At 71.1% G+C, this 12849-nt stretch carries 9 protein-coding genes; 2 read left to right on the top strand and 7 right to left on the bottom strand.

Annotated features, from left to right (window positions below; genetic code table 11):
• The 6 genes from ABZ914_RS34340 to eccD all read right to left on the bottom strand — a co-directional run.
• On the bottom strand, positions 1-930 hold a 930-nt coding region (locus tag ABZ914_RS34340), incomplete at its 3' end, for a hypothetical protein (RefSeq protein WP_500198365.1).
• A 27-nt stretch (positions 931-957) separates the two neighbouring features.
• Positions 958-1539 carry a hypothetical protein gene (locus tag ABZ914_RS34345; protein WP_500198366.1) on the bottom strand — a complete coding sequence of 194 codons (582 nt, stop codon included), beginning with the start codon at positions 1537-1539 and terminating at the stop codon, positions 958-960.
• 97 nt (positions 1540-1636) lie between these two features.
• Positions 1637-1930, bottom strand: a complete 294-nt coding sequence (locus ABZ914_RS34350; protein ID WP_190856776.1) for a WXG100 family type VII secretion target — start codon at positions 1928-1930, stop codon at positions 1637-1639.
• 45 nt (positions 1931-1975) lie between these two features.
• A complete protein-coding gene (locus tag ABZ914_RS34355) occupies positions 1976-2377 on the bottom strand; it encodes a WXG100 family type VII secretion target (RefSeq protein ID WP_347256704.1) in 402 nt (133 codons plus the stop codon).
• A 136-nt stretch (positions 2378-2513) separates the two neighbouring features.
• A complete protein-coding gene (eccB, locus tag ABZ914_RS34360) occupies positions 2514-3959 on the bottom strand; it encodes a type VII secretion protein EccB (protein ID WP_500198367.1) in 1446 nt (481 codons plus the stop codon).
• Between the two features lie 7 nt (positions 3960-3966).
• A complete protein-coding gene (gene eccD / locus ABZ914_RS34365) occupies positions 3967-5334 on the bottom strand; it encodes a type VII secretion integral membrane protein EccD (RefSeq protein WP_500198368.1) in 1368 nt (455 codons plus the stop codon).
• 221 nt (positions 5335-5555) lie between these two features.
• On the opposite strand from eccD, the gene eccCa reads away from it, so the two are divergent.
• Both eccCa and ABZ914_RS34375 read left to right on the top strand, forming a co-directional pair.
• Positions 5556-9533, top strand: a complete 3978-nt coding sequence (gene eccCa / locus ABZ914_RS34370) for a type VII secretion protein EccCa (RefSeq protein ID WP_500198369.1) — start codon at positions 5556-5558, stop codon at positions 9531-9533.
• A 98-nt stretch (positions 9534-9631) separates the two neighbouring features.
• On the top strand, positions 9632-10354 hold the full coding sequence (locus ABZ914_RS34375; RefSeq protein WP_500198370.1) for a methyltransferase domain-containing protein: 723 nt from the start codon (positions 9632-9634) through the stop codon (positions 10352-10354).
• A gap of 1022 nt (positions 10355-11376) precedes the next feature.
• Here ABZ914_RS34375 and ABZ914_RS34380 read toward each other — a convergent pair.
• On the bottom strand, positions 11377-12654 hold the full coding sequence (locus ABZ914_RS34380; RefSeq protein ID WP_500198372.1) for an HNH endonuclease signature motif containing protein: 1278 nt from the start codon (positions 12652-12654) through the stop codon (positions 11377-11379).
• Positions 12655-12849: the final 195 nt, after the last annotated feature.

The raw sequence follows: 12849 nt of genomic DNA on the forward strand, positions 1-12849 counted from the left end.
GCCGAGGCCGCCGCCGGCGCCCGCTCCGCCGCCGAGCCCGCCCGGGTCGGCGCCGAGGCCGCCGCCACCGCCGCCGGGAAGCCCGCCGCCACCGCCGCCACCGGGGAAACTGGAAAGGTCGCTGCCGAGGCCGCCGCTGCCGCCGAGGCTTCCCCCACCGCCGTGGCTGCCGCCGAGGCCGCCGGGGTCGCTGCCGAAGCCGCCGGAACCGCCGCTGCCGGTCCCGCCGGGAAGGTGCGGTCCTCCGTCGCCGGACGGTGCGAACGGGCTGGAACTACCGGCGCCGTGCTTGCCGAGGCCGCCGGGGTCGCTGCCGAAGCCGCCGCCGGCGCCACCGCCACCGCCTCCGTGCAGGCCGCCAGGGCCGGCGCCGGGATTACCGGGACCACCGGGACCACCCGGGTACGTCGGCTTGTCGGTAAGACCACCGCGCTTGTCCTGCGGAAGGTCCTGGGTGATCTGCGTCGGGTGGGCGTTGAAGGCCTCGCCGGTGCGGTTCAGGAACCGCTGCATCAGTTCCCGGCCGTGCTTGTCGTCGCCGCTGGTGTGGATGAAACCGTCACTGGCGTCGTGACCGGCCTGCTTGTACCAGTCGAGGATCTGCGTGCCGTACCAGGTGTAGGTGGACGCGTTCGTGTGGCTGCTGTTCGACAGATTGATCGAGGTCGCGTGGACCTGCTGCAGCTGGGCGACCGCCTTCTTGGCCTCGTCGCCCTTCCAGTGCTTGACGAGCGTCTGAGCGAACCCGCGGAGCGCGGTGCTCATTTCCGCAAGTGCGTCCGCCGCGTCGGAGTAGGCGGTGCCGGCCTCTTTCACCGGCTCCGAGTTGATGCTCGACAGCTTCTTCTTGACGTCGTCGAAGCTCATCCCGTCGGCTGTCGGCTTGGACCACGACTGGGAGCCGCGGATGACGTAGTACTCCTGGCCCATCGGCTGTACCTCCCTCCGTTCGGCGGGTTACTTGAAGTTGGCGTTGCCACCGGGGTGGATGCCGTTGACCTGCTGCTGGGACTTGCCGTGAGCGGCCTCGTAGCCGTCCGCGGTCGCCGTCAGCTTCTCGATCACGCCGTTGTAGGCGTCGGTGATGTTCTTGATGTACGTGCCGAACCCGTCGCGCGACTGGTTCGCCAGGTCGACGAAGCTCTCGCTGCCCGGTACGCCGCCGAGGTTGCCGGTGGTGATGGCGATCTTCTGGACCTTCGCGAGCCGCTGCTGCCAGCCGGTGAACTCGCTGTGCATCTTGCTGGCCAGATTCCGCAGTTCCTTGGGGTCGACCTCGTAGCCGTCGTCCGCCTCGATGCCCCACTTCTCGTCGTCGGGCTGGGACTTGCGCGGGACGGAGTTGGAGGGGTCCGTCGGGCTCTTGGCCGGAATACCGTACTGGTAGTAGAGCTGCCGCTGCTCGTACTCGGGAAGGTCGTTCCACTCCTGCTGGGTCAGCCCGTGCTGGGTGTGGACCTGGGTGTACTCGCCGGCACCGGTCGTGTAGGTGTAGTCGACCTTCGCGAGCGCTTCAGGCGGCAGGTTGTACTTGCTCATAGCTCATCCTCCTGGCGAATGGCCTCCGGACCCCCCGGGCGCGCCTACGCCGTGCGGCCCGGCGGGGGCGGCACGACGTAGGCGGTCCAGCGGTCGTTCAGCCCCAGATGCCCTGGTTGCGGCGCTCGGCGGCGCTGTAGTTGCTGTGCGCCTCGCCGATGACGACACCGAGCTGGTTGAGGACCTGGCCCATGTGGGCGGCGGCGGCGTCCCACGTGCGCTTGGCCTCCCAGTAGGCGCCCTGGGCGTCGCCCTCCCACTGGGAGAGGTGCTGCTCGAGCTGCGCCTCCAGGTCGTGGAGTTCGTCGGTCAGGGCGCGGTAGGCCAGCGAGAAGTCGGCCTGCGCCTGCTGCATGGTGCCGAAGTTCGCCTTGGTGTAACTGTCGCTCACGTCTCGAGTCCTTCGCGTTCAGAGGGCCGGCGGGTGGGGGGACGATCAGGTGCCGCCGTTGAGCAGCTGGTTGATCTTGTTGACCGCCTCGGTCTGCTCCTGCTCGGTCGACTCGTAGGTGATCTTCGTGTGCGTCAGCTTCTGGTGCATGCCGTCGAGGGCGGTGCGCACCTTGTTCATCTCGGTCTGGAACTCGTTGAAGACCCGGTCGAAGGACACCGCGGCGTTGCCGGCCCAGCCGGACATCAGCGAGGACTTGTGGCTCTCGAGCTGGCTCTGCAGGCCCTTGACGATGTTCGCGGAGTCCTCGATCCGCGTCGCCGCCTGCTGCATTGCGTTTCTGTCGACTGCGGACTGTCCACCCACAGTGTCACCTCCGTTTGCGAGTCTGTGGCGCCGCGCCGCGGGAGCCGCAGAGAGCCGGCGCGCGGCCTGCCCGGGGAGCACTCCTGAGGCACGAAATGTCAGCGATCATAGGTCGTATGTCCCGCCTATGTCGACGCGAATGTTGATCTAGCGGTTCATCCCGGGATGAGAATGTTAGTGTGATCCGTATCACACCTATTTTCGGACAGTCGCTTCGTCAGCCCTGGGCGGTCGGAATGGGCTTTCGGGCCTGTGTCGGGTCCAGCGCGGGGCCCTGCGGGATGAGGTGCACCACGCTGGACGGCACCGGAGCGGCCTTCTTCGCGTCGTAGCCGAGCTTCTTCGCGACGTCCGCCGACGGCAGCGCGAACCGGATGCCCTGGTCGTTGACGAGCGACAGCGAACCCGAGCCCTCGGTGGCGGCGGACGAGTCGCCGGTGCCCGGCACGAGGCTCATCAGCGCGGCGCCGCCCGGCGGCAGGACCATCTGGTCCACGGTGCTGGACCCGCCGGCGGACCCGGACCCGAGCACCCCCGCGGACGGCGCGGGCAGCGACCCGCCGACCGTCAGGTGCGACGTCGGCGACCCGACCGGGAACACCGAGCACAGCGGGGTGGACGGGTCCCACCTGACGAACCTCGGCAGCGTCGGCGGCAGGTTCTGGTCCAGCAGCCGGGTCCTCGACGCGATCTGCTGCGCGGACGACACGTCGGTGTCGACCGGCCGGACGCTGGCGCCCGGGTACGCCTGGCTCTCGTTAGGGTCGAGCAGCAGCAACTGCGCCTGCGTCGCGTTGATGAGCGACAGCCCGTCCTGGAGCATCACGTACCAGAGCGTCTGCCCGCCCGCGCCGGTCTGCGCCCGGAACACCTGGCCGACCCGCGCCTGCCCGCCGCCCGGCCCGGCCACCGCCTTGCCGCGCCCGGGGACGTTCGGGGCGCCGAAGCCGCCGGCGGACGGGATCGCGTTCAGCCACTTCGGCGGGACCTCGGCGGCCTCGGGGCCGTTCGTCAGCACCGGCACCTGGTTCTGCGGCAGCGACAGCTGCATCCGGTGGTCCTTCCAGATGACCCACGGGACGCCGCCGGCCTGCACGACCACCGCCTCGCCGTCGGAGAGCCCGCGGCCGCCGACGTCCCGCCCGGCGGCGAGCGCGGTGAGCTGCTGCGGCACACCGTTCGCGGCCTGCGTCTCGCGGACGCACACCGACCAGGGGCCGCGGATGAGCTGCCCGCTGTCGGGCAGCGAGTCCGGCGCGCCCTGGATGCCGATCATCGCGCCGCGCTCGAACCCGTCGAGCGACTTGCGGGACACGGTGCGGCGGGAGACGTTGTCGGAGTTCAGCGCCAGCATCGCCGAGGCGTAGTTGGCGACCGGGAACATCTTCTTGGTGTTGGCGTCGTAGATGTACTTGGTGCCGGTCTCCTTCTCGATGATCAGGACGCCCGGCTGGTCCAGCCCCTTCGCGCCGCCCGGCGACAGCACGCCCCAGATCCCGAACACGGCGACGACGAGCAGCCCGACCATCACGCCGCCGAACGCGGCCGCCGACAGCCGCCGCATCGGCGACTCGGCGACGTCGGGCTCGCCCTGCAGCAGCGCCAGCCCGACGCGCTGCGTCATCAGCCGGTGCGCCTGGTAGAGATCCCGCCGGCTCTGCATCAGCGCCTCACCCGGCCAGCCCGCGGACGCGGGAGTAGACGTCCAGCACCGCGAGCGCCAGCGGGATCAGCGAGATCATCACCAGGACGTCGAGGATGTCGCCCCAGCGTCCCCAGAACGGGGTCGGCTTGTGCGTCGGCAGCCACATCGTCACCCCGACCACGATGCCGACGAGCACCAGCAGCGGGACGAGCGCGGCGGCGAGCGCGACGACCTGGCTGCCGTGCAGCGCGATCCCGATCACGGTCAGCACCAGGCCGAACAGCCCGACGACCAGCATCCAGGCGCGCTGCGACACGCCGCGGAAGACGCGGGCGCGCAGCAGCAGCGACACCGACATCACCGCGCTCGTCGCGGGGGCGGCCCACCCGTCCGAGCCGAACAGGAAGAGCATCGCGCCCGCCGCGACGAGCGCGATGGACGCGATGAGGCCGGTGGAGAAGCGGTCCGCGGCGGCCGTCCGGGCGAGCACCATCCGGCCGTCGACGGTCTCGGTGTCGCTGCGCAGCTCCTCCGCGCTGGCCGGGACGGGCGGCAGCGGCACCCGCGCCAGCTTGAACGACAGCGACGGGACCGCCGCGATGAACATCATCACCACGACCGCTGCGACGGCCGCGATCCCCGCGGCCGGCAGGTCGTCGAACGCGAACCCGACGCCGGCCCCGACCGCGCCGACGAAGCCGGCGAACGCGACACCGAGGAAGACCGGCAGCCCGTCCGCGACCCCGAACGCGGCGATGATCGCGGCGAGCGCGGCCACCCCGAACCCGGCGAGCAGGTGCGGCGCGCCGAGGTCGGACAGCTCCAGGCCCTTGCGGGCGGGGGCGAGCGCGCCGGCGAGGAAGGCGTAGGGCAGCGCCGCGTACCCGAGGACGACGCCCGCGCCGGAATCGGCGAGCGCCCGCGACAACGCGACCGCGACGACGAGGGTCAGCAGCGCGATCAGGCCGGCGGCGACCGCCGGGACGATCCACGGCGGGCCGGACAGCGCGATGACGACGGCGCCGACGGCCAGCGCCGCCCCGGCCGCGCCGAGCCCGAACGAGCGCGTCGTGGTGGGCCGCCAGCGGTCCGAGCGCTCCCGGATCCCGGTGGCGATGACGTCGGCGACGTCGTCGAACGACATCTCCGGGAGCTGCGCCATCCGCGGCCGGAAGTAGAGGATCTCGCCGTCCCGCACGCCGAGCGCGCTCGTCGTCTGCGCCGGGTCGAAGGGGCTGCCGTCCAGCCGCTGCAGCACCCACCCGGAATGAGCGAGACCGGCATCGGCCATATTCTCCCCGGCGGCCCGCAGGAGGGTGGGCAGCATGTGGGCGAGCGGCACGTCGGCGGGCAGGGACACGTCGACGCGCCGCCGGGGCGCGACGATGGTCACCCTGCACAGTTCGGTTGTGGCGGGGGAATTCACGGGAGCTCCCGTCCTCCAGGTCAGATCGCGGGCCGGATCCGATCGACGCGCAGCTTAGGATGTGGCGTCCGATTAGGCTAAATCAACACCGAATCAACAAAGAACTCCACCAACCCGCGGGTCGGCCGTGCTCCCCGCCGCCGTCCGGCCGCCCCCGGGACGCGTTGGCCCGCGGAGGGAACCCCCAGGTGAGCACGATCCTCGTCAAGCGCAAGGAGCGCCGTAAACCGCCCCCTGCCCCGAAGGGCGAGCTGCTCCTCGAATCCCCGCCGGAGATCCCGGAGATGCAGAGCGGCGGCATGCAGGCGGTGCTCACCTACCTGCCGATGGCCGTCATGCCGGTGATGATGGGCCTGATGTTCCTCGGCGGCGGCACCAAGTCGCCGATGATGATGATCAGCAGCGGCGGCATGGCGCTGGCCATGGGCGGCATGATGATCGGCCAGCTGGGCCGCGGCTCCGGCGAGCGCAAGTTCAAGCTGAACGGCGCCCGCCGCGACTACTTCCGCTACCTGAGCCAGGTGCGGCGCCGGGTGCGGCGCGCCGCCGAGCAGCAGCGCGAGTCGCTGGAGTGGAACAGCCCCGACCCCGACTCGCTGTGGTCGCTGGTGATGAGCGCCCGCATCTGGGAGCGCCGCCCCTCCGACGCCGACTTCGGCAACGTGCGCATCGGCGCCGGCCCGCAGAAGCTCGCCGTGCAGCTGATCCCGCCGGAGACCAAGCCCATCGAGGACCTGGAGCCGATGACGGCGGGCGCGCTGCGCCGCTTCGTCCGCGCGCACTCCACCGTCCCGAACCTGCCGGTCGCGGTGTCGCTGCCGTCGTTCGCGCGGATCCTGCCGATGGGCGACCTCGACGCGGTCCGCGGCATGGTCCGCGCGATGATCGCGCAGCTGACGGCGTTCCACTCGCCCGACGACATGCGGGTCAGCGTGTGCGCGTCCGCCGAGGCGATGCCGCACTGGGACTGGGTGAAGTGGCTGCCGCACGCGATGCACCCGACGCTGACGGACGCGGCGGGGCCCGTCCGGCTGATGGCGACCAGCCTGTCGGAGCTGGAGCGGATGTACGGCACCGAGGTGAAGGACCGCGCCCGGTTCACCCCCGGCCTGTCGCAGAACGACCTGCCGTACCACGTCGTCATCGTCGACGGCGGCGCCGTCACCCCCGACTCGCAGATCGGCTCGGACGGCATCGAGGGCGTCTGCGTCATCGACCTGACCGGGAACGTCGCGCCGACCGCCGACAACACCATGCTCCGGCTGCGGGTCGCCGCCGACAAGATGGCGATGCTGCGCCGCGACCGCACCGGCAAGGACGTCGCCAGCTCCCTCGGCAAGCCCGACCAGTACAGCTACGTCCAGGCGGACGGCCTCGCGCGGCAGCTCGCGCCGCTGCGGGCCAGCGCCGCCGCCGGCGCCGAGCTGGACGCGCTGTCCGCCGCGACGACGCTGACGACCCTGCTGGGCGTCCCCGACCCGACCCGCATCGACCCGCGGCAGGCGTGGCAGCCCCGCGCCCCGCGCAACCGGCTCCGCGTCCCGATCGGCCTGGACGCCGACGGCCGCCCCATCGAACTCGACATCAAGGAGGCCGCGCAGGGCGGGTACGGCCCGCACGGCCTGTGCATCGGCGCGACCGGCTCCGGCAAGTCGGAGCTGCTTCGCACCCTCGTCCTCGGCCTGGCGATGACGCACTCCTCGGAGGTGCTGAACTTCGTCCTCGTCGACTTCAAGGGCGGCGCGACGTTCCTCGGGATGGACGGCCTCCAGCACGTCTCCGCCATCATCACCAACCTGGAGGACGAACTCCCCCTCGTCGACCGCATGTACGACGCGCTGCACGGCGAGATGGTGCGGCGCCAGGAATGGCTGCGGCAGGCCGGCAACTACGCCTCGCTGCGCGACTACGAGAAGGCCCGCGAGCAGGGCGCCGCGCTCAAGCCGATGCCGACGCTGTTCGTGGTGCTCGACGAGTTCTCCGAGCTGCTGTCCGCCAAGCCCGACTTCGCCGAGCTGTTCGTCATGATCGGACGGCTCGGCCGGTCCCTCGGCGTCCACCTGCTGCTCGCGTCGCAGCGCCTGGAGGAGGGCAAGCTCCGCGGCCTCGACACCCACCTGTCGTACCGGATCGGCCTGCGGACGTTCTCCGCGATGGAGTCGCGGGTCGTCCTCGGCTCCCCCGACGCCTACGAGCTGCCGCAGGCGCCCGGCAACGGCTACCTGAAGATCGGCACCGAGTCGCTGACCCGGTTCCGCGCCGCGTACGTGTCCGGCGCGTACCGTCCCGAGGACGAGGCGGCGCAGCCCGGCCGGCAGGGGCCGCGGCAGCTCGCCCAGATCGTCCCGTTCACCCCCGCCTACGTGCAGCCGCGGATGCAGGAACAGCCGCAGCAGCACCAGGACGGCAAGGAGGACGACGGCCCGCAGATCAGCCTGTTCGACCTCGTCGTCAAGCAGCTCGCCGGGCACGGCCCGCCCCCGCACCAGATCTGGCTGCCGCCGCTGGAGGACCCGTCCACCCTGGACCAGGTCCTGCCGAACCTGCAGCACACCCCCGAGTTCGGCTTCACCACCGCCGGCTGGGACGGCCGCGGGCAGCTGCACGCGTTCGCCGGCATCGTCGACAAGCCGTTCGACCAGCGCCGCGACCCGATGTGGCTGGACCTGTCCGGCGCCGCCGGGCACGTCGGCGTCGCGGGCGCCCCGCAGGCCGGCAAGTCGACGCTGCTGCGGACCCTCATCACCTCCCTCGCGCTGATGCACACGCCGCAGGAGGTGCAGTTCTACTGCCTGGACTTCGGCGGCGGCTCCCTCGCCCCGCTCGCCGACCTCCCGCACGTCGGCGGCGTCGCCAGCCGCCTCGACCCCGACCGCGTCCGCCGCACCGTCGCCGAGGTCTCCGGCCTGCTGGAGTCCCGCGAGCGGTTCTTCACCGAGCGCGGCATCGACTCCATCGCCACCTACCGGCGGCTGCGCGCCGCCGGCCAGATCCCCGGCGACGGCTTCGGCGACGTGTTCCTCGTCGTCGACAACTGGCTGACCGTCCGGCAGGAGTTCGAGGCGGTCGAGACCACCATCACCGACCTCGCCGCCCGCGGCCTCGGCTACGGCATCCACGTCGTCGCCGCCACCAACAAGTGGTCGGAGTTCCGCCTCACCATCCGCGACCTGTTCGGGACGAAGCTGGAGCTCAAGCTCGGCGACCCGTACGAGTCGGAGATGGACCGCAAGCTCGCCGCGAACGTCCCCGAGAACCGGCCCGGCCGCGGCCTCACCCGCGAGGGCCTGCACTTCCTCGCCGCCCTGCCCCGCGCCGACGGCCGCCCCGCCTCCGAGGACCTCGCCGACGGCGTCAAGCAGCTCGTGCAGACCGTCCAGGCCGGCTGGCAGGGCCGCCCGCCCGCGCCGCAGGTCCGGATGCTGCCGGACGTGCTGCCGCTCGCGTCGCTGCCGCAGGTGTCCGAGACCGGCAAGCGCATCCCGATCGGCATCGACGAGGACACGCTGTCGCCCGTCCTGCTGGACTTCGAGAACGACCCCCACTTCGTCGTCATCGGCGACAACGAGTGCGGCAAGTCGAACCTGCTGCGCGTCGTCGTCGACGCCGTCAAGGCGCGGTACACCCCCGACGAGGCCCGCGTCATCATGCTCGACTACCGGCGCGCCCTGCTGGACTCCGCCGAGAGCGACCAGGTCATCGGGTACGCGGCGTCCTCGACGGCGGCCGCCGGGCTGATGAAGGACGTCAACGGCGCCCTCGTCAACCGGCTCCCCCCGTCCGACCTGACGCCCGAGCAGCTGCGGAACCGGTCCTGGTGGAGCGGGTCGGAGCTGTTCCTCATCGTGGACGACTACGACCTCGTCGCCACCCCGTCCGGCAACCCGCTCGCGCAGGTCGCCGAGCTGCTGCCGCAGGCCCGCGACATCGGCATGCACCTGATCCTCGCCCGCACCATGGGCGGCGCGGGCCGCGCCATGTTCGACCCGGTCATGCAGCGGCTGAAGGACATGGCCACGCCGGCGCTGATCATGTCCGGCAACAAGGACGAGGGCAACCTGTTCGACGTCCGCCCCGGGCCGCTGCCCGTCGGCCGCGGCACCCACTCCGACCGCCGCGCCGGCAAGCGCCTCATCCAGACCGCCTTCCACGGCGAAGCGCCGTAACGGGCACGTCCGGAGAGCCCCGAGCCGCACGCGCTCGGGGCTCTCCGCGTTTCCGGCGCGTTTGACTTCATGTTCGCTTGAAGTCGCAGCATGGCCGCATGCCCGCCGACCCCATCGCCGACCTCATCGCCGCGCTCGACGCCGCCGACGCCACCCCCGCCGCGACCCGGCTCCGCGCCCGCACCTACCACCTGCTCCGCACCGCGCCCGGCGCGTTCGTCGCCGACATCGGCTGCGGCACCGGACGCGCCGTCGCGGAGCTCACCGCCCGCGGCGTCCGCGCCACCGGAGTCGACCTCGACGAGGAGATGATCACCGCGGCGCGCACCCGCCACCCCGACGCCGACCTCCGCGTCGCCGACGCCCGCTCCCTGCCGTTCCGCGACGCCGAACTCACCGGCTACCGGGCCGACAAGGTCCTCCACGACCTGCCCGTCCCCGCCCACCTGCTCACCGAGGCCCGCCGCGTCCTCGCCCCCGGCGGACGCATCGTGCTCTGCGGCCAGGACTGGGACACCCTCGTCGTCGACTCCGCGTTCCCCGACGTCACCCGCACCCTCGTGCACGCCCGCGCCGACCAGGTCCCGTCTCCCCGCGCCGCGCGGCAGTACCGGGGCCTCCTGCTGGACGCCGGATTCCGGGACGTCGCCGTCGAGGTCCACACCGCCGTGTTCACCGACGGCGCGGTCCTCCCGCTGCTCGCGCGCCTAGCCGAACCCCGCCTCGCCGACGACTGGCTCGCCGACCAGCGCGAACGCGCCCGCACGAACCGTCTCTTCGTCGCCTTCCCCTTCTTCGTGGCGTCCGCCACCAACCCTTGAGGCGGCTGCTCAGGCCAGCTCGGGGGTGTTGGAGAGCGGTCGCCAGCTTCTTCGGACCGGCTCGTCATCGATGGGCTTGCCCGGCAATGCGTGGCCCCGGCTGGCGCTTTCTAAGACGGTGTTCGCTGAGTGTGCTCCTTAGGGGCGCTCGTTAGACGACGCTCTCTGGGTTGTGTTCTCTAAGCGGCACTCTCTAGGCGGCACTCTCTAGGCGGCACTCTCTAGGCGGCACTCGTTAGGCGGTGCTCGTTAGGCGGCGTTCTTTAGACCGGCGTTCTTTAGACCGGCGTTCTTTAGGCGGTGCTTGTAGGGGGCGCTCGTTAGGCAACCATCTTTAAGCGGTGCTCTAAGCACCAATAAGGGAGAAAGGGTGTTCGGGTGGTGGGGTGGCGCTTGCGTACGGGGCCGGTGTTGGGGGCAGGCTCCGCCTGCCCCGCCCCCGGGTCGCGCCACCCCACCACCCCCTTCCGTCAGGTACGAAATCCCCCGCTGCGTAATGCGAAGGGGAGCAAAGGGTTCGAAGGGGCAACACCTGATCGGCAGCGAGCCGCCTCCGATGTGGCGTGGGCGGCCGCTCCGGTATTGCAGGCTGTGGGGTATTGCGTGCTGCATTCGAAAGGCAGCCTTGGCCATCGCACTGGTATCGCGCCGTCGTGTCGGCATGGCCCTGACATGGGGGCTGGCTCGCCCCTCGCGGGGGTGGCTGCGGGGGGGGAGCGGTGCAAGGGGTGACCGGGTGTGGTTTTGCTGGGGGCGGGATGGCTGGGTGGTGTTGCTGGAGGTGGGGTTGCCAAGGGTGGGTGGTGACGCGGTCCAGTCCAGGGGCGGTGTGGGCGGGCCGGTCTGGTGGGCGGCGTAGTGGCCGGTTGGGGCGGTCTCCGAAGGGCCGTCTGGTGGTGGGGCATGCGCAGCCGGTGTGACGGTCGCCTGGCGTGTGGGCATGCCGGGGCCGCCCATCATCGGTGTGGATGCGGGCGGACCGGCGTGGGCATGACCGAGCCCGGTGTTGCTGGGTGGTGCGGCTATGCGGCCCAGTCGAACGCGGGGCTGTCGGGTGGAGCGATGTTGCCTGGTGGTCCGGCCCCGGTCGCGGATCCTCTGGAGTCGGCCGGTGGCAGCAGCCGGTACACGTACCGTCCGTCCTGATCCTTGGTGATCTGGATCTGGTCGGGGCGACTGTGCTTGAAGCGGTTGTGCCATCCGCAGGTGAGTGCGAGCTGGTCGATGTCGGTGGGCGATCGCCCGAGCGCCCAGCCGTGCACGTGGTCCACTTCGCACAGCGTCCCGGGCACTTCGCAGCCCCTCACCGCGCAGGAGGAGTAGAGCGTCTCCAGGACTTGGCGTTGTGCTGCGGAGGCGAATCGTTCCCGGTAGCCGAGGTAGAGCGGTGTGTTCCCGCGTCCGAGCAGGAGGGGTGAGACTCCGGCCGAGAGGGCGATGCGGCGGGCCTGGGCGGCGGGGATCGGGGTGCCGTCGGCGAGGCGCGCCGGGGCGTTGCCACCGGTGAGCGTCTCCAGGTCGCAGATCACCGTGACCTTCGATGCCTTGTGTCCACCCGACAGCACGCTCGACAGGGCGGCGGCGGTGCGCTCGGAGAGGTCGCGGCGGTCGTCAGGCCCTGCCGGCTTGGCCAGCGGAGCGAGCGTGCCGTCCCAGATCGCGGCGTCCTCGGGGTTCAGCCACCCCTTGACGTACCGGCCACCGTCCAGGGATCGGGTGGTGGTAATCCACGACTTGTCATAGCCCCGCTTGGTGTCCTCATCCGGTACTTCTTCGACATCGTCGCGTTCGGCGATGAGGTCGCGGATGCGGCGCCCGAACGCAGCTACCTTCCCGGCCGAGAAGCCCTGCTCGACGAAGCCCAGCAGGGTCGCCTCGGCCTCGGCGCAGTCGGTGTCGTCCAAGCGGGCGACCGAATCGGCGACAGTGGCCGCGTAGCCGTAGGACAGCTCCCCGGCCGCGAGCTGTGCACAGACCTGAGGCAGGCGGTGGCGCTGCCGGGCGAGGGTGAGGCGCTCCTTGGCGCGGCTGTCGCGCATGCCCAACCGTGACCGCAGCCACGCCTGCGCGGAGGGATATCCCCACCGGGCCTGCTCCCCGCAGGCGTCGACTCGGCCTATGAATCCGGCGAGCGCGCTTTCCTGCATATCGGACGCGGCCACAAGCGTTTCGGTGAGTTCCAGGCACGCGGCCGCTGATTCTGGGGCTTCTCGCGATGCGAGTTCAGTGGCGATGGTTGAGAGCGCGTTCACCAGTTCCATGGTGGACGCGGCCTCAAGCTCGACCGTCACTGATTGCATACGTAAATAGTACCCTGTGTGACCGACAATCGATGCCATTCGAGAGCGTTCTGGCCACATTCTTCTCGGTATTTTTCGGGCGGGAAAGGTGGCCGGACCGCGTGGCCATTGTCGATCTTCGCGCCTCATGGAAGGGAGACTTCGTCCCTGACGGAAGGGGGTGGTGGGGTGGCGCGACCCGGGGGCGGGGCAGGC

It is taken from the genome of Spirillospora sp. NPDC046719, assembly GCF_040645715.1.
Taxonomy (GTDB): Bacteria; Actinomycetota; Actinomycetes; order Streptosporangiales; family Streptosporangiaceae; genus Spirillospora.

Coding starts and splice junctions, on each gene's coding strand:
- ABZ914_RS34375 (WP_500198370.1), top strand. CDS start 9,632: ATGCCCGCCGACCCCATCGCCGACCTCATCGCCGCGCTCGACGCCGCC.
- ABZ914_RS34380 (WP_500198372.1), bottom strand. CDS start 12,654: ATGCAATCAGTGACGGTCGAGCTTGAGGCCGCGTCCACCATGGAACTG.
- ABZ914_RS34345 (WP_500198366.1), bottom strand. CDS start 1,539: ATGAGCAAGTACAACCTGCCGCCTGAAGCGCTCGCGAAGGTCGACTAC.
- eccB (WP_500198367.1), bottom strand. CDS start 3,959: ATGCAGAGCCGGCGGGATCTCTACCAGGCGCACCGGCTGATGACGCAG.